The 21,935-nt window shown below is 57.8% G+C and carries 22 protein-coding genes, 1 tRNA gene and 1 pseudogene; 8 read left to right on the top strand and 16 right to left on the bottom strand.

Going from position 1 to position 21,935, the window contains the following annotated elements:
• The first annotated feature begins 176 nt into the window (after positions 1–176).
• Positions 177–698 carry a dihydrofolate reductase family protein gene (locus V0R60_RS17015; protein WP_136474495.1) on the top strand — a complete coding sequence of 174 codons (522 nt, stop codon included), beginning with the start codon at positions 177–179 and terminating at the stop codon, positions 696–698.
• A 52-nt stretch (positions 699–750) separates the two neighbouring features.
• On the opposite strand, the gene V0R60_RS17010 is transcribed toward V0R60_RS17015, so the two are convergent.
• From V0R60_RS17010 to V0R60_RS16990, 5 genes are all read right to left on the bottom strand, one after another.
• Complete coding sequence (locus tag V0R60_RS17010) at positions 751–2,046, bottom strand: NAD(P)/FAD-dependent oxidoreductase (RefSeq protein ID WP_330080041.1); 1,296 nt, start codon at positions 2,044–2,046, stop codon at positions 751–753.
• Between the two features lie 84 nt (positions 2,047–2,130).
• Positions 2,131–2,304, bottom strand: a complete 174-nt coding sequence (locus tag V0R60_RS17005) for a DUF3094 family protein (protein WP_136474497.1) — start codon at positions 2,302–2,304, stop codon at positions 2,131–2,133.
• A gap of 166 nt (positions 2,305–2,470) precedes the next feature.
• Positions 2,471–3,100, bottom strand: coding sequence for a DUF1780 domain-containing protein (locus V0R60_RS17000; RefSeq protein ID WP_136474498.1), 630 nt, complete (start codon positions 3,098–3,100; stop codon positions 2,471–2,473).
• A gap of 125 nt (positions 3,101–3,225) precedes the next feature.
• A complete protein-coding gene (locus tag V0R60_RS16995) occupies positions 3,226–4,740 on the bottom strand; it encodes a nucleobase:cation symporter-2 family protein (protein WP_136474499.1) in 1,515 nt (504 codons plus the stop codon).
• Positions 4,741–4,873: 133 nt separating this feature from the next.
• Positions 4,874–6,232, bottom strand: coding sequence for an 8-oxoguanine deaminase (locus V0R60_RS16990; protein WP_330080042.1), 1,359 nt, complete (start codon positions 6,230–6,232; stop codon positions 4,874–4,876).
• A 66-nt stretch (positions 6,233–6,298) separates the two neighbouring features.
• Between V0R60_RS16990 and V0R60_RS16985 the strand changes: the two genes are divergently transcribed.
• Together V0R60_RS16985 and V0R60_RS16980 are read left to right on the top strand one after the other, a co-directional pair.
• Positions 6,299–6,601: a hypothetical protein gene (locus V0R60_RS16985; RefSeq protein WP_330080043.1), complete on the top strand. Its 303-nt coding sequence runs from the start codon at positions 6,299–6,301 to the stop codon at positions 6,599–6,601.
• 180 nt (positions 6,602–6,781) lie between these two features.
• Complete coding sequence (locus tag V0R60_RS16980) at positions 6,782–7,471, top strand: energy-coupling factor ABC transporter permease (protein ID WP_330080044.1); 690 nt, start codon at positions 6,782–6,784, stop codon at positions 7,469–7,471.
• A gap of 1 nt (position 7,472) precedes the next feature.
• On the opposite strand, the gene yacG is transcribed toward V0R60_RS16980, so the two are convergent.
• From yacG to V0R60_RS16960, 4 genes are read right to left on the bottom strand one after another with little or no spacing between them, the layout of a single operon-like run.
• Positions 7,473–7,679, bottom strand: a complete 207-nt coding sequence (gene yacG, locus V0R60_RS16975) for a DNA gyrase inhibitor YacG (protein ID WP_136474503.1) — start codon at positions 7,677–7,679, stop codon at positions 7,473–7,475.
• A complete protein-coding gene (gene coaE / locus V0R60_RS16970) occupies positions 7,676–8,299 on the bottom strand; it encodes a dephospho-CoA kinase (protein ID WP_330080045.1) in 624 nt (207 codons plus the stop codon). Before coaE ends, yacG begins: the two co-directional genes overlap by 4 nt.
• The gene (locus V0R60_RS16965; RefSeq protein WP_330080046.1) at positions 8,299–9,168 is read right to left on the bottom strand and encodes a prepilin peptidase; all 870 of its coding nucleotides are present in this window, start codon (positions 9,166–9,168) and stop codon (positions 8,299–8,301) included. The genes coaE and V0R60_RS16965 overlap by 1 nt, the downstream gene beginning before the upstream one ends.
• A gap of 2 nt (positions 9,169–9,170) precedes the next feature.
• The gene (locus tag V0R60_RS16960; protein WP_330080047.1) at positions 9,171–10,379 is read right to left on the bottom strand and encodes a type II secretion system F family protein; all 1,209 of its coding nucleotides are present in this window, start codon (positions 10,377–10,379) and stop codon (positions 9,171–9,173) included.
• A gap of 219 nt (positions 10,380–10,598) precedes the next feature.
• Between V0R60_RS16960 and V0R60_RS16955 the strand changes: the two genes are divergently transcribed.
• The gene (locus V0R60_RS16955) at positions 10,599–11,027 is read left to right on the top strand and encodes a pilin (protein WP_330080048.1); all 429 of its coding nucleotides are present in this window, start codon (positions 10,599–10,601) and stop codon (positions 11,025–11,027) included.
• A 63-nt stretch (positions 11,028–11,090) separates the two neighbouring features.
• Positions 11,091–11,166, top strand: a tRNA-Thr gene (locus V0R60_RS16950).
• Positions 11,167–11,286: 120 nt separating this feature from the next.
• Here V0R60_RS16950 and V0R60_RS16945 read toward each other — a convergent pair.
• From V0R60_RS16945 to V0R60_RS16930, 4 genes and pseudogenes are all read right to left on the bottom strand, one after another.
• Positions 11,287–12,140: pseudogene (locus tag V0R60_RS16945) on the bottom strand (transposase); the annotation flags it as partial.
• Between the two features lie 165 nt (positions 12,141–12,305).
• A complete protein-coding gene (locus V0R60_RS16940) occupies positions 12,306–14,744 on the bottom strand; it encodes a TonB-dependent siderophore receptor (RefSeq protein ID WP_330080049.1) in 2,439 nt (812 codons plus the stop codon).
• A gap of 84 nt (positions 14,745–14,828) precedes the next feature.
• On the bottom strand, positions 14,829–15,770 hold the full coding sequence (locus tag V0R60_RS16935) for a FecR domain-containing protein (RefSeq protein ID WP_330080050.1): 942 nt from the start codon (positions 15,768–15,770) through the stop codon (positions 14,829–14,831).
• Positions 15,767–16,294: a sigma-70 family RNA polymerase sigma factor gene (locus V0R60_RS16930; protein ID WP_330080051.1), complete on the bottom strand. Its 528-nt coding sequence runs from the start codon at positions 16,292–16,294 to the stop codon at positions 15,767–15,769. The genes V0R60_RS16935 and V0R60_RS16930 overlap by 4 nt, the downstream gene beginning before the upstream one ends.
• A gap of 217 nt (positions 16,295–16,511) precedes the next feature.
• Between V0R60_RS16930 and V0R60_RS16925 the strand changes: the two genes are divergently transcribed.
• From V0R60_RS16925 to V0R60_RS16915, 3 genes are all read left to right on the top strand, one after another.
• Complete coding sequence (locus tag V0R60_RS16925; protein WP_330080052.1) at positions 16,512–17,288, top strand: phytanoyl-CoA dioxygenase family protein; 777 nt, start codon at positions 16,512–16,514, stop codon at positions 17,286–17,288.
• Positions 17,289–17,483: 195 nt separating this feature from the next.
• A complete protein-coding gene (locus tag V0R60_RS16920) occupies positions 17,484–18,131 on the top strand; it encodes a hypothetical protein (RefSeq protein WP_330080053.1) in 648 nt (215 codons plus the stop codon).
• 430 nt (positions 18,132–18,561) lie between these two features.
• Entirely contained in the window at positions 18,562–19,746 is a 1,185-nt protein-coding gene (locus V0R60_RS16915; RefSeq protein WP_330080054.1) for an MFS transporter, read from the top strand.
• An 82-nt stretch (positions 19,747–19,828) separates the two neighbouring features.
• On the opposite strand, the gene V0R60_RS16910 is transcribed toward V0R60_RS16915, so the two are convergent.
• From V0R60_RS16910 to V0R60_RS16900, 3 genes are all read right to left on the bottom strand, one after another.
• Positions 19,829–20,770: a LysR substrate-binding domain-containing protein gene (locus V0R60_RS16910; protein WP_330080055.1), complete on the bottom strand. Its 942-nt coding sequence runs from the start codon at positions 20,768–20,770 to the stop codon at positions 19,829–19,831.
• An 85-nt stretch (positions 20,771–20,855) separates the two neighbouring features.
• Positions 20,856–21,140 (bottom strand): DUF3077 domain-containing protein, encoded by a 285-nt coding sequence (locus V0R60_RS16905; RefSeq protein WP_330080056.1) that lies wholly within the window; start codon positions 21,138–21,140, stop codon positions 20,856–20,858.
• A 78-nt stretch (positions 21,141–21,218) separates the two neighbouring features.
• Positions 21,219–21,446, bottom strand: a complete 228-nt coding sequence (locus tag V0R60_RS16900; protein WP_330080057.1) for a hypothetical protein — start codon at positions 21,444–21,446, stop codon at positions 21,219–21,221.
• Between the last annotated feature and the right edge of the window lie 489 nt (positions 21,447–21,935).

Genomic DNA, 21,935 nt, shown 5'->3' with positions numbered 1-21,935 from the left:
GGGGTATAGCGCAGTCCGGTAGCGCGCCTGCTTTGGGAGCAGGATGTCAGGAGTTCGAATCCCCTTACCCCGACCATATTCAGAGAAAAGGGCACCTTGAAAAAGGTGCCCTTTTTTCGTTTCTGCAGCCCTGAATAATTGCCTGCTACTATTTCGCTTTTGCAGGGAGCTGCGCCATGACCCTCAAGGCATCCGTTTACATTGCCACCAGCCTCGATGGCTTCATTGCCCGCGAGAGCGGTGAACTGGACTGGCTAATGGTCGCCACCACCTCCAGCGACGACCATGGCTATGCCGCTTATATGGCATCGGTCGATACCCTGGTGATGGGCCGTAATACCTACGAGAAAGTCCTCACCTTTGGCGAATGGCCGTATCCGCACAAGCGAGTCGTGGTGCTGAGCAGCACCCTGGGGGCGGCGCAAGGGATTGAAGTTCATCCAGGACCGATTGCCGACCTGATAGATCACCTGCGCGACACTGGCGCGAAAAGCCTGTACCTCGATGGTGGCCAGGTTGTGCAGAGCTTTTTGCGTGAGGGGCGGGTAGATGAACTGACCATCACCCGCATCCCCGTATTGCTTGGCAGCGGCATTCCGCTGTTTGGAGCACTGAGCAAAGATGTGGCGCTGCAGCACATGCGCAGCACCACCTTCGAGAACGGCTTTGTGCAGAGCACCTATCGAGTCATCAAATAGGGCTGCACGCAGCAGCCCCATCGCCAGCAAGACCGGCGCCCACAGGCAGGTATCAGTGCAGTTTCAGGCGTGGCTCGGTGCCACGGCCAATGCGGCTCCCCAACATCAGCATCAAGGTGCGGAAGGTGCCATACAGCGCCATCTGGTGCATGCGATACAGCGACACATAGAACATCCGCGCCAACCACCCTTCAAGCATTACGCTGCCGGTCAAATTGCCCATCAAGTTACCCACCGCCGAGAAGCGCGACAGCGATACCAGCGAGCCATAATCACGGTAGGCGTAGGTCGGCAAGGGCTTGCCCTCCAGGCGCGCCTTCAACGACTTGGCCAGCATCGATGCCTGCTGGTGAGCCGCCTGGGCCCGTGGCGGTACGTTGCGATCGCTACCCGGCTGCGGGCATGCCGCGCAGTCACCGAAGGCAAAGATATCGTCATCCAGGGTTGTTTGCAGGGTAGGGCGAACAACCAGCTGATTGATCCGGTTAGTCTCCAGGCCATCGATATCCTTGAGGAAGCCCGGCGCCCGAATTCCCGCCGCCCAAACTTTGAGGCTGGCCGGAATTACATCGCCATTGCTGGTTTTAAGCTCGGTCTCGGTTACTTCGCTGACCGACGCATTGGTCATGACGGTAACGCCGAGTTTTTCCAGCGTCTGGTGTACCGGCACACTGATACGTTCCGGCAACGCCGGCAGAACCCGCGGGCCTGCTTCGATCAAGGTGATGTGCATGTCCTTGGGCTGGATACGGTCCAGGCCATAGGCGGCCAGCTCGTGCGCGGCATGGTGCAACTCGGCGGCCAGCTCGACACCCGTGGCGCCAGCGCCAACAATTGCCACGCTGATGGTTTCATTCGCCTGATCCCCGGCATGAGCGCGCAGGTAATGGTTGAGCAACTGCTGATGAAAACGTTCGGCCTGTTTACGAGTATCCAGAAACAGGCAGTTCTGGGCGGCCCCGAGGGTGCCGAAGTCGTTGGTGTTACTGCCGACGGCGATCACCAGCGTGTCATAACCCAAGGTGCGCGCAGGCAGCAGCTCGCGGCCCTCTTCGTCGAGGGTTGCGGCGAGCTGGATTTGCTTGCTCTCGCGGTCCAGGCCACTCATGCGCCCGAGCTGGAACTGGAAATGATTCCACTTGGCCTGGGCCACGTAGTTCAGTTCGTCTTCCGAGGAGTTCAGCGAGCCGGCGGCTACTTCGTGCAGCAACGGCTTCCAGATGTGAGTCAGGTTGGCGTCGACCAGGGTAATGCTGGCGCTGCCCTTCTTGCCCAGGGTTTTACCCAGGCGGGTCGCCAGTTCCAGGCCGCCGGCGCCGCCGCCGACAATCACGATACGGTGAGTCATGGAGATATCTCATAAGGTTTACGGAATTCGGGTATTGAGTGATAGGCCGCGCAGGGCGGGCGTAGTGGGCGAGCGCAAGGCAGCTCATAGCACCAGGGTACTCAAAAGGCGGCTCAACAGACCCAGGCCAATCGTCACCAGCACCACCATACAAAGGAGCAGCCAGGGCCTGAAAGGCTTGCGCTCGACTTGATGCTGGGGTGCTTGCAGGTATTGATCGACACGACGTTGGTCTTCGGGATTCAGGCGGCTGGTCATGAGGGCCTCGTCAGGTAGACGCTGGTGACTGATTGGAAGCTACAGGTTCACTGTAGTTGTTTGCACAGGACCCAGGGCGCAGTCACGCAGCAGCTTTATGACGAATGATTGCGCTTTGTATCACCGCCGCGCAATTTATGCCATTGCGCGTTGGCAGGGGGCCATCTCAAAGGCTGATACCTACGTCGAAAACAATGCTGCGGCCAAGGTTGCCACGCAAGAAATCGGGCGCATCGGGATGAGCGAACAACACCCGGGCAAAGGTCGGTCCCACCAGCGAGAGTGAACGCCAGCCCTGGCGAAGGTATTCGGTCGGCGGCGGAAAGTGGCTGTTCAGATCGAGCACTTCGCGCTTGAGGCTGGCGAAAGCAATGATGTCCAGTTCGCTCAGATCCAGCCCACGCTCCTGATAGTTATGCGCCTTTTTGCGCAAAGTCGGCGCCAAACGCTGCAGTAGCTCCTGGGCACTGATGCGCCGTGGCCGCGCTTCGCGGCGCACCAACTGGCTCAAGGAAAAAGCACTGCGTCGCCGTTGCAGCTCCTCGCGCCACTCATCATTGAGCCTTCGACCTTCATCGAGCACGAAAAAAACTTCAAACGCTGCATCGCGAAACAGCACGTCGGGCGGCTCTTGCCCAGCAGGGCTGAAGTCTTCGCTACGGTAAGGAATATTCAACCCTTGCAGCAGGCGTTGGCATACCCAACGCTCACGTTCCCACTTACGGGCATTGGATAAGAACGCATTGGCTTGTTCGGCCTGAATGGTTAGCAGGCGCAGGTAATCTGAGTCATCCATGAGGACAAGCTTAGCGTTCTATTGTGTCTTCATGAATAAAGTCTGGCGTAATCGACTCCCTTGGCAACCATTCACTATAAGGCCGAAAGCGACGTCGAAACGTCGCTAGCTGGTTTCAGTGCTGGTCAGTGCACTGGCTCGACACGTTTTTTACCAAGCGCGGAGCCAGCGACGTGCTCCTCATCGGTGTCCACAATCGGCACCTCTTTACCTTCGCAGTCGTACAACTTGCCCTCGCGGAAAAAATCACCCTCGTTGAGACCGGCAATATCGCGATAGCGCAAGGTGCGCTCGCTGGCGGCGACGAACACCGACTGCTGGTCAGAGTTGCCGGCACGCACATGGTTGAACAACAGGTTGAGCAGAATGGCCATGATCGCGGCCGAGCTGATGCCCGAGTGGAAAATGGTCTCGAACCACACCGGGAAGTGCTGATAGAAGCTAGGCGCGGCGATGGGAATCATGCCGAAGCCAATCGAGGTGGCGACGATGATCAGGTTCATGTTGTTGCGATAGTCCACCTGCGCCAACGTACGGATACCACTGGCTGCAACCGTACCGAACAACACCAGACCGGCACCACCGAGTACAGCAGTGGGAACGGCGGCAACCAGTCGCCCCATCACGGGCAGTAAACCGAGGGTCACCAGAATCATCCCGGCTGACGCCACCACGTAACGGCTTTTCACACCGGTCACGGCCACCAGGCCAACGTTCTGGGCAAAGGCACTCTGGGTGAAAGAACCTACCAGCGGCGCCAGTGCGCTGGAAATCATGTCTGCCCGCAGGCCGTTACCCAGGCGTTTGGAGTCGACCTTGGTGTCGATGATTTCGCCCACGGCGAGAATGTCTGCCGAGGTCTCGACCATGGTCACGATAATCACGATCAGCATCGACAAGATGGCGGCGATTTGAAATTGCGGCGCGCCAAAGTGCAGAACCTCGGGCATTGCTACCCACGGGCCTTGAAGCGCCTGGGAAAAGTCGGCCATGCCCAGGGTCATCGCGGCCAGCGTGCCGATGACAATCGCAAGCAGGATCGACAGGCGCGAGATGCTGGCGCTGCCCAGCTTGCTCAACAACAGTACGGTGACCAGCGTGAATGCCGCCAGGGAAATGTTCGCCGTGCTGCCAAAGTCTGCGGCCTGGCTGTTGCCGCCCATGGCCCAGCGCGCCGTGACCGGCATCAGCGTCAGGCCGATGGTGGTGATAACAATGCCCGTCACCAGCGGCGGAAAGAATTTGATGATGCGCGAAAACAGCGGCGTAATCAGCAGGCCGATCAACGACGATACGATCACCGCCCCGAACACCACCGACAAACCGCCCGTGCCGTCACCGCCAATAATCGTGACCATGGTCGCCACGCCGGCGAACGACACGCCCTGAACCAGCGGAAGGCGACAGCCGAAGAAAGGAATACCGAGGGTTTGCAGCAACGTAGCCAAGCCGCCAGCGAACAGCGAAGCGGCGATCAGCAGGCCAACCTCGGCAGAGGAAAGGCCCGCCGCCTGACCAATAATCAAGGGTACCGCAATGATTCCTCCATACATCGTCAGCACATGCTGAAGGCCGTAGGCCAGGTTGGCGCCCACGCCGAGGTTCTCGTCTTCGGGACGAGTTGAAGCAGTAGAAGTCATGGTGAGTAGCTCGCTTTTGTTATTTTGATGCGTCTAACAGCACGGTTTCAGTCGCAGTCGATGGTTTGCAGGGTGAATCAATTACAGTGGCCGAGCCGTAGCACTCCATACGCAGCGCAACGGCTTGAGGGGATTACTCGCCGCTGACCAACTGACGGGCCAGCTGATTGTGACGCTCCAGCACCAGCGGCAGGTCGACGGTGGTGATGCGTCCGTCCTTGACCACCACACGGCCGTTGATCACGCTGGTATCAACGTGCGTGGGGGTGCAGAACACCAACGCCGCCAGCGGATCGTGAAGCGCGCCGGCATAGGCCAGGTGGCCCAGGTCGAAAGCGACGAAGTCGGCTACCATGCCAGGGCTCAGCGCACCGATATCATTACGGTTGAGGACCTTGGCGCCGCCCAGGGTGGCGATCTCCAGCGCTTCGCGTGCGGTCATGGCGTCGGGCCCAAAGCCAACGCGTTGCAGCAGCAGGGCCTGGCGTACTTCACCGATCATGCTGGCGCCATCGTTGGAGGCTGAACCGTCGACGCCGAGGCCAACCGGTACGCCGTGGTCGCGCATCTTGCGAATCGGCGCGATACCCGAGGCCAGGCGCATGTTCGAGCATGGGCAGTGAGCTACACCGGTGCCGGTGCGAGCGAACAACTCGATACCGTGCTGGTCGAGCTGCACACAGTGGGCGTGCCATACGTCATGGCCGACCCAACCCAGGTCCTCGGCGTACTCGGCAGGGGTCATGCCGAATTTCTCGCGGCTGTAGGCGATGTCGTTGACGTTTTCCGCAAGGTGGGTGTGCATCGACACCCCGTAGTTACGCGCCAGCACCGCGGCTTCGCGCATCAAGTCACGGCTTACCGAAAACGGCGAGCAGGGCGCCACCACTACGCGCAGCATCGAACCATGGCTGGCGTCGTGGTAGTCCTCGATCAGGCGCTGCGACTCCTTGAGAATATCGCTTTCCTTCTCTACTACCGAATCCGGCGGCAGGCCGCCCTGGCTACGGCCAACGCTCATGCTGCCGCGCGCGGCGTGGAAGCGCATGCCGATTTCCTCGGCGGCATGGATGCTGTCGTCGAGCTTGCAGCCGTTGGGGTAGATATACAGGTGGTCGCTGGAGGTGGTGCAACCCGAGAGAATCAACTCGGCCATCGCTGTTTGCGTCGACACCGAAATCATCTCCGGCGTCAGTCGTGCCCAGATCGGATAGAGGTTGTTCAGCCAATTGAACAGCTCGCCGTCCTGGGCAGACGGCACCACGCGAGTGAGGCTCTGGTACATGTGGTGGTGGGTGTTGACCAGGCCTGGAATGACCACTTTGCCGGTCATGTCCAAAATCACATCGGCGTGCTGCGGCAGCTCGTCGCTTGGGCCGACCTGTTTGATTACGTTGTCTTCGATGAACATACCGCCGCGTTTGATTTCGCGGCGCTGGCCATCCATGGTCACCAGAAGTTCGGCGTTCTTGACCAGTAAAGTCTTGGGCATGGGGATTCCTCTCCTGTGGGGAGTCTGGTTTTCAGCTGGATTTTTAATCGGCACCCGATCTGCGACATGAGCAACGCTCGCGGCATCCGGTGCGGTGTCGAATCAGTGAATTGCCTGGCGCATCAGCAAATAATCGCCCGCCTGGGTATTGCCCTCGATGGGGGCATCAACCAAGGGGTCGAAAAGGCGTTGGGCGGCGTTCTTGGCGAACGAGATAATGGCGAACTCATTGCTGAGGCGATTACTGGAGCAAGTATCGCAGTCAGTGGCGTGCGGCATTTGGGGGTGATGCTCGATAAGCTCGAGCTGCTGTGGGTGTTGCATGGCATTAACCGTCGCAATACGCACCGGCGATTACCGATGTCGTAGGCGTCGAATAATGTAAGCAGAATTATTTGTTTTTGTATACATGAAATCACGCGTTGCGCTTGAGGCTATCCACGCACGGCTGCCCGCCAGTGCGATGACGAACCCGTCCGCGCAAGCGGCACAGGCTGCTGCGTAGCGGTGTAGACTCCCAGCAAAGACGTTGCTGAAGGCTTCATTACCGTGATCGATGCACAAGTGCTGTCTGACCTCAGCCTGACCCTGGGTTGGGGCGGCTATGTTGTATTGCTGCTGTGGGCGGTGGCGCGTACGGGCTGGGTGGAGCTGTTCACCGACAGCCGGCGCCAGCACTTGCTGTTCGGCGCGGTGTTCGCGTTGTTCGCGCTGTGGCTGGTGCGCCGCGATTTCGACAACGGCGTGTCGTATCACTTCATCGGCTTGACCGCCGTCACCTTGCTGCTGGATTGGCCGCTGGCGATTGTGGCCGGACTGCTGGCCCAGGTCGGGCTCATTTTGATGGGCCGTCAGGACCTTGCCGCCATGGGTGTCAACGGCCTGCTGTTTATCGGCCTGCCGGTGCTGGTGACCGAGGTGTGCGCCATTCTGGTCGAGCGCGCGCAGCCGAAAAACCTCTTCGTGTACATATTCTGTTCGGGATTTTTCGCCGCAGCCCTGGCGGCACTGCTGTGCCTGCTGATCGGGCTGGGCTTGCTATGGATCGACGGGCGCTTTGTGATGCCGGAGTGGATCGAAGACTTTATCGGCTATCTGTGGCTGATCATTTTTCCCGAAGCCTTTATCAATGGCATGGTGGTCAGCGCCCTGGTGGTGTTTTGCCCGGAGTGGCTGGAAACCTTCAACCGCACCCGCTACCTGCAAGCACCCTGGAAGGACGACGACGCCGGGCGTTGAATCAGTGGTGGGCGCGGGGATCTAGCTCGCCGGAAAACAGCTCATCTTCTGCCTCGGGGGCCACCGGGATTTTATGCTCTTCAGCCGCCCAGGCACCGAGATCGATCAGCTTGCAGCGATCGGAACAGAAGGGCCGGAAGGTGCTGGCGGCGTTCCATTCAACAGGGGCGCCACAGGTCGGGCATTCTACGGTCATCGGTTGGCTCATGCTTGGCCTCCTCGCAAAGTCAGGTAAAAGTTGTGCAGGCGGTCGACCTGCGAATGCAGCCAGGTCAGGTCGCGGTCATTGACCAGCACATCGTGGGCGTGGCGCAGGCGCTCTTCGCGGCTGGCCTGGGCCTTGAGAATGGCCTGCACCTGCTCGGGGCTGGTTTGATCGCGCAACAGCGTGCGCTGAATTTGCAGCTCTTGCGGCGCATCGATCACCAACAAACGTTGGGTGCGTTGAAACTGACCCGACTCCACCATCAGCGGCGAAACGAACACCGCATAAGGCGACTCAGCCTTGGCCAGGTAACTGAAAATCTCCTGACCGATCAACGGATGCAGCAGGGCTTCCAGCCAGCGCCGTTGCTCCGGATCGCTGAAGATCAGTTGGCGCAGCGCCGCGCGATCGAGTTGCCCATCTTCCAGCAACACACCCGGGCCGAAGCGCTCGACAATACTGGCCAATGCCGGACGTCCCGGCTCCACCACCCAGCGCGCAGCCTGATCGGCATCCACCAGATGCACGCCCAGTTCGACAAAGCGCTGGGCGGCAGCGCTCTTGCCGCTGCCGATGCCGCCAGTGAGGCCAAGAATCCACGGAGTGAAAGCAGCGGTGGTCATCACATTCCAGAGAGTTTCAGATAAGAAGTGGTTATTTGACCACCCCAGAGCAGTGCGATCCAGCCCGCGATGGCCAGATAAGGACCAAAGGGGATCGGCGTGCTGGCCTTCTCGCCCTTGAAACGCAGCATAATCAGCCCGATTACCGCGCCCAGCACCGACGACAACAGCAGCGTAAGCGGCAAAATCTGCCAGCCGCCCCAGGCGCCGATCAGTGCCAGCAACTTGAAATCGCCATAGCCCATGCCTTCCTTGCCGGTGATGATCTTGAACAGCCAGAACACCGACCACAGGCTCAAGTAGCCCCCGACCGCACCCCACAAGGCATCTTCAAGCGGCACGAAAAGCTCGAACGCATTAACGATCAGTCCAAGCCATAGCAGCGGCAGCACTAGGGCATCGGGCAACAGTCGGTGCTGCATGTCGATAAGGCTCATCGACAACAGCCCCCAACTGAACACCATCAATGCCAGTGCGGCAATGCTCGCGCCCAGGTGCCAGGCGGCGAACACCGTCAAACCCGCACACAGCACCTCCACCAGCGGATAGCGAACACTGATGGCGCTTTGGCAACTGCTGCAGCGTCCGCGCAGCAGCAAATAACTCAGCAACGGAATATTTTCCCAAGCGCGAATGCGATGCCCGCAGTGCGGACAGTGAGAGGCGGGCAGAATCAGATCGTAGCGCTCGGCCGGTTCTTCGCTGGGCAAATCCAGCACCTCGCGTGCTTCCGCCTGCCATTGCTGTTGCAGCATGATCGGCAAGCGATGCACCAGCACATTGAGAAAGCTGCCGACAATCAGCCCCAGAACCAGGGCAAGGCACAGATAAAACAGCGGCTGGCTGGCCAGCGTATCCATCAAGTCCATGTTCAGATCACACTACCCAACTGAAAGATTGGCAGGTACATGGCGATCACCAGGCTGCCCACCAGCACCCCGAGAATCAACACGATCATAGGTTCGAGCAGGCTGGCCAGGTTGTCGAGCGAGCGTTCGACCGCGCTTTCATAATGGCTGGCGACTCTGGCGAGCATATCGTCCAGCGTGCCGCCTGTCTCGCCAATGGCGCACATCTGTTGCATCAAGCGCGGAAACACCTCACTGCCCGCCATCGCCCCACTCAACGACTGCCCACCGGCCAGATGCTTGCGCAGGCGCAGCACCGCTTGCTCATACAACGGATTGCCACAGGCACCGGCCACCGGCCCCAACGCCTCCACCAATGGCACCCCGGCGGCAAACGACGTCGACAGCGTGCGAGCAAAACGCGCTAATGCCGCGTTGCTCAACAACGCCCCCAGCACCGGCAGCTTCAGCGCCAAGCGCAAACAGCCAAGACGAAACCCCGGTTGCCGCCGATACGCCTGACGCAACGCCCATAGCCCGGCGACCGCACACAGCAACAACCAACCCAGGTAACGCCCCAACCAGTCAGACAAGGCGATTACACCCCGCGTAAACGCCGGTAGCTCTGCACCAAAACCACTGAACATCGCCTGAAACTGCGGCACAACCTCCAGCAACAACAAGCTGGAAACCCCCAACCCCGTCAGCAGCACAATCAGCGGATAGGTCATGGCCTTTTTCAACCGAGCAGCCATAGCCTGCCGCTGCTCCTGCAAGCGGGCAACGTGTTCGAGCACGCTCTCCAGGCTGCCGGACTGCTCCCCGGTGGCCACCAGATTGCAGTACAGCGCATCGAAGTAACGAGGATGTTTGCGCAAGGCATCCGCCAGATTGGCGCCGGCGCCAATATCCGTTTTAAGCGCTGCTATCAGAGTGATCAGCGCCGCGTTACTGCTGCTTTGCGCGATCACCTCAAGCGCCTGCAACAGCGCCACACCCGAACAAATCAAACTGGCAAGCTGGCGACTGAACTGACACAACTCACCAGTACCCAATGTGCTACGCCTGCGCCAAAGCCTGGCATGCACCCGCTCGACCCTTACCGGCCGAATACCGCGTTTACGTAACCCTGCGCGCAGCAGGGCAGGGCTGCGCTCGCGGCATTCACCGCTTATCCGCGCCCCTTGTGCCGTGGTGCCTTGCCAGTGGTAGCTATAGGTTTTTTCGGTCATCGCGACATCCTTGCTGCGTGGCCCGCACAAACCCCGAAACAGCTTCGAGGCCGGTGCAGCGAGCAGAGCTGCCCGCTGCTCACTAGAGTAGTCGAGCCGGCATCAACGAATAACCGGCGCAGGGTGACAAAAGGTGTCTATTCGGGCCTACTGGCGCGTCTGTTGGCGGCCGGCCCTGAACGCCACCGACCGGAACTGAAATTGCGAGGAACAACGTCCATGAAAGGGCAACGCGGCATTACCTTGATCGAACTGATGATCGTCGTAGCAATCATCGGCATCCTGGCGACCATCGCCTTACCCATGTACACCAACCACCAGGTACGCACCAAAGCCACCGCTGCCCTGGTGGAAATCTCCGCCTTGAAAACCCCGTTCGATGTACGCATCAACCAAGGCAAAGACATCACCGACGTAACCGCCCTGGGCGGCCAGGCCACTACCAGCAACTGCGCCATCACCGCCACCGGCACCGCAGCCACAGGCGTGGGCAGCATCGTCTGCACCCTGGTCGACGCCCCGGCCACCGCCGCCGGCAAAACCCTCAGCCTGACCCGCTCGGCCACAGGCTGGGCCTGCACCAGCACCCTGGAAGAAGACCTCGCCCCGGCTGGCTGCAAACCAGCAGAAAGCGCCGCGCAGAAGTGATCAATACCTGTTATTAAACAGTGAATTGCGCAAGCGACCCGGCAGTGGTAGCGTTGGTGCCACGCCGGTGTAGCTCAGTCGGTAGAGCAGCGCACTCGTAACGCGAAGGTCGCAGGTTCGATTCCTGTCTCCGGCACCAGTTCAGGTTCCAGCGAAGGCTACAAAAATCTCTGGAACCCCCGTAAAACCCGCCTTTTGGCGGTTTTTTTCGTTATGGCGTTGCATCGGAATCCGACAGCTGCCAGCCGATATAGGGGTAGCGTTCCTTACCCGTCGTACACTGCTTCTGCATGGAGCAGTTTGGCAGCCAGAGAACCAGTAGGAGTGCAGCAACATGCCGTCTTCCACCGAAGAATGCCTGCGGCTCAGTAGCTGATCCGCAGGGCATCGGTATTCATCCGATGCAGCGATGTAGATAAAGTCCTGCTTGCCGAATCGGCCTTGCGCTTTGCTGCTTGATGTCAGCGGCTTCGGTACAAAAGTGAGGATCCCGGCCTGCTCGCAAGCAAGAATTTCCGAACCTTTGAAAAAGCCTCGATCGGCTACCACTGTCAGCGACTCAGCATGAATTTCTTCGCGTGCCTGGTTCGCCATATTGCTCAGCTGCGTTCGGTCATTGCCAATATTGGTGGCTTCATGGGTAAGGATCAGATGGTGTTTGTCATCGACTGCTGTCTGTACGTTGTAGCCAACCGTGCCAGTACCTCGGCCACTCGTGGCCATTGAGCGTGTATCAGGATCGGTAAGAGAGATTTGCTGATCTGGGCTGGCGTGAAGTTGCGCTTCAATGTCCTTGAGCTTCGTCATCTGCTGTTTCAGCTTTTCGATTTTGTCTTTCAACCGCTCAGTCTTGGCTCCGGTCCGGCCACTTCCGGCACTGCCCGATCCGCCGAATCCATCGCCGCAAGATAGCGGTAAATGCTCTGCTCGATCTGCTGCATGCGCGCCTTGATCTTGCCTTGTGTGAAGTTGCGGTCGCGGTTATTCACGGCTTTGAATTTGCTACTTGAAGTCGGGAGCCAACCGACCCGTTAGCCACATCAGCTCGACCTTGCGCTGTGTCTCGCGCTCAAGCCGGTGGCAGGACTGAATCCGATTGAGATAGCCATAGATCCGCTACGATCCCGACGATCAGAAGGTTAGGCAATCGCAGGTCTTTTCACACAGCCTGGACCAAAGCGGCCGTTGGTTTAGATCGGCTAAAAGCCAAGAGCCGCCCCTTGGACGGTATCTGCCAAGGGGGGCGATTCAGAGCGCTCTGAAATGTCCGACTAGAGATTAGTTCTCATAGCGCAGCGTAACGGCAAAGTTGCGGGGTTCACCGTAATAGTTGCCAGTGTTCTGACTGAAAATCGCGGTGTAGTACTTCTCGTCGAAAATGTTGTTGAGGTTCAGTTGAACGCTCAGGTTATGGTCAATCCGGAAGTTGGCGTTCAAGTCCACCAGGTTGTAGGCGCTCTGGGAAATATCATTCAGGTACAGCTTGCTCTGATGGTAAAGGTTGGCACCCACTCGCCATTGATCGAACCCGCCGGGCAGTTGATAGGTGGTGGCGGCCTTGAACAGTCGCTGTGGCGAGTTCTCAGTGCCATAGGTGTCGCCCTTGTTGCTACCGGCGACGTATTGCGGATGACTGTAGGTGTAGCCCATCGACGCATTCCAACCGGGCATCAATTCACCTGAAACCTCTGCATCGAACCCGCGGTTTCGCACCTTGGCACCCTTGGTGTAGCACCGCGCATCGCGCGAGGGCCCGCACACGCGCCCTGCCTCGGGCACCACCTGTGGTAGGCCGGTCTGATCCACCTGGAACAGCGCGAGGGCGGTATTCAAACGACCATCGAGCAGCTCGCTCTTCACGCCGACCTCGTAGTTGCTGCCGGTCGTCGGCTCCAGCAATTTGTTGTCGACACTGTAGTTGCTTTGCATCTTGTAGATCTCGGTATAGCTGGCGTAGACCGAGGTGTTGTCCGTGAGGTCGTAGACGATACCGCCGTAGGGAATGACCTTGCGATTTTCCTTGAACCGATCGGTTTCCCACGGACCTTGGGTGTCATAGTCGACCCAGCTCAAGCGGCTGCCGAGGATGACGTGCAGATCGTCCATCGGATTGAGGCGCGTGGCGACGTAGACCCCCTTGTCCTTACGCACATGTCGGCTGTGCGTCAGGTTGCCCACTATCTGCGGCTTGGGGAACTTCGAGGTGTCGAAGTCCAAGATGTCGACTGTAGGATTCACACTGGCTGAGCCAGTGACGTACTGCAGCCTGTCGCGGCGCATGTTGGTCCCTATCACCACTTCATGCTTGCGCCCCAGCAGGGTGAATGCGCCGTTGAGCGCCGCGTCGAGGTTGACCTGCTCGTCATCGTAACGGGCGCTGTTCGGCCAATACCGCATCGTCGAATCCGTCTCGTTGGTGTGATAGCCAACCTGTGCGAGAAAGTCGGCGTTGGACCAGATCAGGTTGGTAGCGACGGTGAGGTTCCAGTCTTCGTTGAAGCGGTGCTTGATATCGGCGAAGACGTTGCGGTTGGTCTTGTCCAGGTAGGCCCAATTGCCGGCGAACGACTTCGCGCGCGAGAAGTTGTACGAGCTACCGTCCAGGTGGGTGGGCAAACCACCCCAGTCGTAGCCATTGTTGTTGTCCTGCTGGAAGGATGCACCCACCGCGACCGTGGTCGCGTCGCTCAGGTCTGCTTCGCCGATGGCGTAGAACAGCTGGTTGTCCTTGCCAGCGTAGTCCTGGTAGCTGTTTTTCGTGTTGTACATCAGCACCGTGCGGCCACGCAGAGTGCCCTCAGCGTTCAGCGGGCCGCCGACATCGAGCTGGGTGCGGTAGTTGTCCCACGAGCCTGCGCCGATTTCCGCCTTGAGCTGGTAATCACGCGTCGGTCGCTTGCGCACCATGTTGATCGCCGCAGACGGGTTACCTGCCCCTTGCATCAGGCCGTTTGCGCCCCGGACGATTTCCACCCGGTCGTAGATGGCCATGTTGTTCACGGACATGACGTCCATTGAGAAACTTTCGGTGACACTGCTCGGCAGGCCATCGAACTGCAGGTCGTCGACCTGAAACCCGCGTGAGTAGTACAGCGGGCGCTCTGTGCCGAACCCTTTGACCGTGCTGATGCCCGTCGCGGCCTTGGCAACGTCTTCCAGCGACTGCATGTTCTGGTCGTCCATCTGCTGGCGCGTGACGACACTGACGGACTGGGGCGTTTCTCGCGGCGAGAGTCCCAACCGGGTTGCGGTACTGGTGAGGCCAGTTGTGTAGGAACCGGTGCCTTCAGTGGTCGTGCCCAAGCCTTGTCCGTTAATGCTGGTCGCGTCCAGCTGCATCGCTGAATCGGACTCGACATGGGTGGTCAGCACATAACGGTTTTCAATGTGCAGTACGTGTAGCGAATGGTCAGCCAAGAGTCGCGCAAACCCTTGCTCGACGCTGAGCCGCCCTCTCAACCCATCTGTTTCGAGCCCTTGCGTCAGTGTCGCGTTGAACGACAGCAACACGCCGGATTCCTTGGCGAACCTGTTGAGTGCCGGCCCGAGCGGCCCGGAGGGAATATTGTAGTCGCGCACAGCCTGTTCGGCATGGGCCGATGCAGCAGGTGAGAACAAGGGGTACAGCAACCCCGCATGGATTGACATTGCCCCGCCCAGCAGCAGGGGAGTAATGAGTGTGCGACGTGCTTTGGGGCGGTGTACGATGCGCGGCATGACGGCTCCTTTCAATGCCGGGAAGGGCGTTATGTAAAAGAGCTCGTACGAGAGAAGCCAAACCGACAATGGTCGGCAGATTTTTTATCCGAGCGATGTGAGCGTTACCCAGTAGCGCGTGCGGGTCTCGATTTTCAGCTTCAATGCCTGTGCGATGGCGGCCAGGACGCTATCGCTATCGTCCAGCGGATAAACCCCGGAAAGGCGCAAGCCTGCAATATCGTTGCTGCACCGCAGAAAGCCGGGGCGATAGCGTTGAAGCTCGGCGAGTGCTCGGTCGAGGCGCCAACCATCGAAAACCAGACGGCCTACATTCCACTCGGTCATTCCCAGGTCGGCGATGCTGGGCTCGGGCAGGACACCGTTATCGAAGGCCAGGCTCATCCCCGCATTCACCTTGACCGCTTGGCGGGTCGCAGCGTTGCGCACTTCGACGGCGTGCTCGACTACCACCAACTTGGTGTGGTCTGGAAACAGTCGTACATCGAAGCGGGTACCCAGCGGACGCATGGCACCATGGGGGCTGCGGACCCACATTGGACGTGGATCGGCTGCCGTCTCGACAAATATCTCCCCCTCCCGCAGCGTAATCAGGCGCTGCTCGGTGTTGTACTGGATGTCTACCGCAGAGCGTGTATTGAGTGACAAGCGCGTGCCATCGTCCAAGGTGATCCGACGGCGCTCGCCCGTTTCGGTCCGCGTATCGGCGAGCCATATGGGAGCATTGCGACAGCCTGTCCAGGCAACCCCGGAGGCGCCGAGCGCGAGCATAAGCCCCTTGAGCACGGTGCGCCGCGCAGGTTCGATCGCACCTGCTGCAAGCGCATGCCGTGCCAAGGGGCCGGATACACCATGAAAGCTTGTCTGGAGCTGCTCCAGCTGTATCCAGGCCCAGCCATTCACGGTATCCGCGTCACACCATGCTTGCCATTGTGCCTGGGTAACTGCGCAACGTGGGTTGCCGCAAAGCCTCGCGTGCCATTGGGCTGCCTCTTTCAAGGCCTGGCGTTGACTGGCTGGGTTCACAACTGCGCGTCAAAAGCGAACAGCAGGCAATGCTCGGTGGCCTTTGCCATGTACTTCGTGACGGAGCTCACCGAGATGCCGAGTTGCTCGGCCACCTGCGAATAGGTCAAACCATCGAGTTGCACGTATAAAAAAGCCTGGCGCGCCTTGTTGCCGAGCCCGTCGAGCATGGCATCCAGTTGCATGAGTGTTTCCAGCATGAGCAGGCGTTCTTCGGGGGAACATTCCTCCAGTGCCGGTTGGCGAGCCAGGAAATCCAGGTAAGCCTGCTCCAGGTTTCGCCTACGCAGTTGGTCGATCATCACACGCCTGGCCACAGTAGCGAGGTAGCTACGTGGTTCACGTGGTGCCTGCCTGATTGCACTGCTGATCAAGCGTACGAACGTGTCCTGCGTAATATCAGCGGCCCGATCATTGTCGCCAAGGCGTCTGCGGATCCAGCTGTGTAACCACTGTGCATGATCCCGGTAGAGGTCATGAACTGCTTCGCGATGGAAGGTGGTGGGAGGGTGCGCGTAGGACACCGAGTGCTTCCTGCTCTAGATGTGAATGTGAATTAATCGCGATTATAAGAAAAGCCCGGATCTTTGCAATCCGTACTGATCGCTTCAGGAGAATTTAGTTGTGTTGCATCGACCGGTTGAATCCACAGCCAAAAGCAGACAGAGATGGACGACTCATCTTCACATCCGTAGGCTCGCGCTACCTGAGACATCGGCTATCTTGCAACCGGAGCCTGCTTTGAACACAAGGACTGTGAAATTTGCCTCCCATGGATATTCAGTAATACCCAGACTCATTTGTGAACAAGAACTGGCGTTTACACAAGAGCTGGTCACCGACCTGGTTGATCGCTATCGGGGCAGTGAGCCGACAGCATTGTCTGTTGGAGTCGCCATTAGCGACGTTAGCCGGCAACATCCACAGCGCAATCCAGACATTGAACCAGATCGATGGAAGCTCGAGCCCTTCATCATCGGCGACCTCCTCGCTCTGGACTCCCGTTTTGCGCGACTACTCTCCCAGCAGTCCATCTGGACCTGCGTCGCCGAACTACTCGAGTGTGCACCCAGCGATCTGCGCTTTCACTTCTGCAATCTCACACGCAAACCCAGCGAGATAGGTCCCGCCATTGGGTGGCATCGGGACGCTGAAAATAAATACTTCGCCAGCCATGATGGACGCACTTTGCGGTTACTGATCCCGCTTCAGTTCATGTCTGCTCGCAATGGCGGCACAGCAGTAGTTCCTGGTTCCCACATTCAAATCGACACCCCTATAGACGCCGCGTTTTGCCCTGAAGTAGTGCCCGGCGCTTGCCTGGCACTGCACTCAGGCACTCTGCACGGCGGTTCACCTAATCGTAGTGAGCAGGAACGAGACGTTATCGTTATCCAGTTTGGTGTGTGTTCATCTACTCTTCGTTACCAAGCTAACGAAACATTGTCCCTATCGACGCGAGAAGATCTTTTAGCCTTTCACCAAGACACTTTAGAGAGACGGATTGTGGATTTCTGAGCGTCAGCTATGGGCCGTTTTCTGCCCGTAACCCAAGGCAGAAAACGCCCCAGAGCGGCCTGTTATGACAGACAAAAATCGGTCGAGACGAACCTGGAACTGCGTCTGTAATCTGCGGAAATTTCACTCAACTGCTGCTGGCGTACGGTTGTCTACATATCGGCCGGCTCAGATCAAAGCGAGAAAGGATCTCACATGAACTTCGGTGTGATTGCTACAACCGTTTTTTCCTTGGCCGTCCTCAATGGAGCCTACGCGGAGAACAACAAAGACAGAGTATTTGTCGAGGCTCGATGGTATACAGAGGCGTATGTAAAACAGAGCCTCGCCAACATCAACCCGCGTTTATTATCCGCAGCTTTTCCACCGATGGCTAACTATTTTTTCGCTGCGGACACCCCTGGACTTCGACCAGAAGGTGAAAATTTGCTGAAAAAAGAAGTCTGGTCTATTGAGGGTGGCTTTGTGCGGTGGCCCCCCAAGAAGGATGGCAAAACGCTCAAGACGCAGTGGGATGATATGTGTGTGACTCTGAGTGCCCGGGGACTCAAGGGTTTGTATTATGAAGCAAGGCTAAGGTCGCGCTTAACTACACCGAAGGATCTTGTGATATCCAGGATTGAGACGGGAGAGCTGGTTTCTGCGCCGTCGAGCTTAGATGCAACCAGGGGGCGGGACAGAGGATATGAAGTTATTAAAGTAATTCCTCCTCGGGGAGAGGGGAAAATGCGCTGTAATATCTATAAAACAATGAGACGTGGCTATGTAAGGTACGACATTTCCGTAGTGCTTATTGCACCGGTTGCTTACCTGAAGCCACCAAACAGGCAAGCCGTACGATAGTAATCATCAGCGCAATCAATGAAACACCCTGAGCAGAGTGTTCGCGGGAGGACGAAGCAGGATTTCGTGAAAGAAAGCTGAGGCCGCTTTGCAGCGTGCTTTTCCTCAGCGAGGGTAGCGAAGCTGGAGAACGCGACCATAGCTGACTGGCCACTGTTGGCTGCATGGACTCAACCGGTGGCCAGCTTTTTGAGTCGGAAGCAGCCATTGGCGAAGTGCAGCAATGGTCCGATCGCTGTCTTAGGTAAGGGTTATTGGGCAGAAGCACCCATCTAAAAGCCACTTCGAACACGATCCGCCAATTGCTCCGCTCAAATGACACCAAACGCGCAATTAATGAAAAACCCTCACTAGTGCAATGAAAATCCGCCAAAAATAGGAAAATTAATTACCAATAGACTGACAGGCATACCAACCTGAGCACCCGCATATGTCTGCCTATGAATCCCTTACCCAAGCCGCTTCTTCCACGAAGGGGGTTGGGCTGAGCATTGCCATCTTGGCCTCTGCGGCCTTTCTCATCGTAACGACCGAGTTTCTGATCGTGGGTTTGCTGCCTGCCCTTGCCAGAGATCTTGGTATTTCAATCTCTGTGGCAGGGCAGTTGGTTACCCTATTTGCCTTCACAGTAATGATCTTTGGCCCACCCCTGACGGCTGCGCTTTCTCACCTCGATCGGAAAAAACTATTTATCTCGATCCTGCTGATCTTCGCCGCAGCAAACGCCTTAGCGGCCGTGTCCGACAGCTTTTGGCTCCTCGCTGTCGCCCGTGTGGTGCCTGCTTTAGCGCTACCGGTTTTCTGGGGAACGGCCAGTGAAACGGCTGGACAGCTGGCGGGCCCACAGCGATCTGGCCAAGCTATCTCGAAAGTGTACCTGGGCATCTCGGCGGCAATGCTGTTCGGTATTCCAGTGGGCACAGTTGTGTCGAATGCGATTGGCTGGCGAGGTGCGTTTTGGTTGCTGGCAGGTTTGTCGCTGATCATGGCGATTGCGATGTCGGTGTACATGCCCACTGTCGCTCGCACTGCGAAGGTGGATTTTTTAAAGCAAGCACGCATCTTCAAAGAGCCCTATTTCCTTGCCAATGTGTTCCTTTCGGTGGTGGTTTTTACAGCCATGTTCACCGCTTACACCTACCTGGCCGATGTCCTTGAGCGAATGGCAGGTGTGGCGCCGGAGCATGTCGGATGGTGGCTGATGGCATTTGGCGCAATTGGCCTGGTCGGTAACTGGATCGGTGGCAAGGCCGTCGACAAGTCCCCAATCAAGGCCACTGCGCTCTTTCTGATAGTGCTCAGCATTGGTATGGCCGCCATTGCGCCACTTGCACATGCAGGGCTGATCTTCTGCGCTGCTCTTGGCCTTTGGGGAATCGCCAATACTGCTCTTTATCCGGTAAGCCAGGTGCGAGTCATGAGTTCGGTTTCCCACTCTCAGGCACTGGCGGGCACCACCAACGTATCGGCAGCTAACGCAGGCATTGGTATCGGTGCCATTGTTGGGGGTATGACAATTCCAAGCCTTGGGGTTGAATATCTAGGCTACGTGGCATCCGCAGTAGCGGTGATCGCTTTGGCGCTGATTCCGATCGTTCGCAAGCTTGCCCCTTAGCAAGTGGAGCATGTTGGTTCGCTGCGCCGTCTGTGAGTCAGGCTGGCGCATTGTCGTGCGCGATTACTGCTCCGTTATGCATTCAGCCCAAAGGCAGTACAGTAGGATGTGCGCCGTGCGGCGTTAACCTGGGAAGTAGATAGTCCAGTAGCGCTCGAACCTTGGGTTGCCCCTCTCGACTTTTCAACCAGACCAGATTCATCGGCAGGCCATCTGTGGATAAATCTGGTAGCACCTCTACAAGCGTTTCCTGCTCAATGTGGCGCTGAGTGAGCCACGTCGGTAATTGGCCTATGCCGAAGCCGGCAAGCACCGCCGCTACTTCTCCCTCGCCATCGCCCACCGCAATGCGCGTGTGGACAGTTCGGCGCTCCATTTCTCCCGGCTGACGCCCTCTAAAGAACCATGGGCTGACCAATCCGTCGCTTTGCCCATATCCAACGCAATGGTGGTTATCGAGATCACGCTCACATTGCGGGGTGCCATGTTGTTCGAGGTACTCAGGGGATGCGCAGAACATCAAGCGCTGAGCGCCGAAATACTGATGGCCAAGATTCGCCGGCCAAACATCAGCGCCACCAATGCGCACGACGATATCAATGCCTTCGTATACAGGATCGATGAAGCGATCAGTGAAAGAGATGTGGGGTTGAAGCATGGGGTGAAGGCGCACAAAGTCCATGATCAAGGGAAGAACGTGTAGCCGCCCAAAGGAGGCCGGAAGATCGATCCGTACTCTGCCATGAGGCTCATTGTTCTCGGCGATAATTGCATGCTCGGCTTCTTCGAGATCCGTCAAAACGGATGCGCACGTTCTGTAGAAAACGACACCGGCCTCGGTAAGAGCCAGACTTCTCGTCGTGCGGTTGAAAAGACGAGTCCCTAGTCGACTCTCCAAACGTGCCACGCTTTTGCTTACCGCCGAGCTTGTGAGGTTCAGTCGTTCGGCGGCAGCGGTGAAGCTGCCAAAATCAGCGACCGCGACAAAGACATCGATACCTTTCAGTCGCTCGGACGAGAACATTGCACTCTCCATTATTGAATGTAATTCCAGGCGCTTCGAAAACTTGCGCCAGGGTAAGTGCAGAATTCTCCGATAGGAGTAATCCTTACACCATCCCATGCGCCAAATCTTCAACCAGCGCCTTCGCCATTCCACTCAAATAATGCGCAGCGCAGAGCATCGCTTCATCCTGCTCGAACATCACATGCTGAGTCAGCTTCCCCACACACCCCATCAGCAGCGCAGCCTGTTCCAGAACAAACCCAGCATCATGCCCAGGCTCAACCCGGAACAGTCGATCATCCGCAGTACCGCTTACCCCCTCACCAAACACCCCGACACCTATCGTTCTAAACCCTGAACCGCGGTTGCCAACTGACTTCTCGCTCATCCATCCCACTCCTCAAAAAAACCACCCCCAAAGCAACCAGCCTTGCCGAAACAAAGCCGGTGCTCGCCTGTTCGTGGCTCAGTGCTTCAACTGCACCTTGCTCAAGGCCACTTCGATCAGGTTTTGGGCGTTTTCGATTTCGTGCATGGTGGCCAGGGTAAGCACCTGGCCAGGGGCGCTGGAGTGCAGCAGGACTGTCTGTTGCGCGATGGTCAGAGCGCAGACCATGTATTCGGAGATTTGGATGAGGACGTCTTCGAGAGACTGATTGATGGCGCTTGGTGGATCAGGGACTACTTTCAACATGACTAACTCCGACATCGGTGGAGCTACCAAGTCTCTGCTGTCAAACAAATAGGTGGCAGCTGTACGCGGGTTGACAGACCGAGGATATCGGAACTCGGCGCACACGAATGTGCCCCACGCACAGCCGCCGTCAAGCGATGCACATGTGATCCGAACTCAGTAAACGGTCTGTCAAAACCGGTCGTTGAACACCAACGACCCGCCGAGACTAGAGCCCTCATAAGGCCATCGCAATGCCACAAGTGCGGCAAAAGTATGATTCGGAAATGGACTACATGGAATCGGGAAATTCTGAAGATTCAGCGCCAAACCATGAGCGAAACCACGCCACTAACCGATAAGTCTCGACCATTTCCTACAGCAACCACTCCACCTTCCGGGAAGTCATCCATGCACGAGGGGGAGGGCACCTAACACAGCGGCATGAATCCGATCCAAGGAAAGTACCGAGTGCCGGCGACATCTACATCGGTAGATGCCGCCGTTTCC

Source organism: Pseudomonas auratipiscis, from assembly GCF_036324085.1.
Taxonomy (GTDB): Bacteria; Pseudomonadota; Gammaproteobacteria; order Pseudomonadales; family Pseudomonadaceae; genus Aquipseudomonas; species Aquipseudomonas auratipiscis.
The sequence above is the reverse complement of the archived record's forward strand: the minus strand, read 5'-3'. Positions and strand labels throughout refer to the sequence as shown.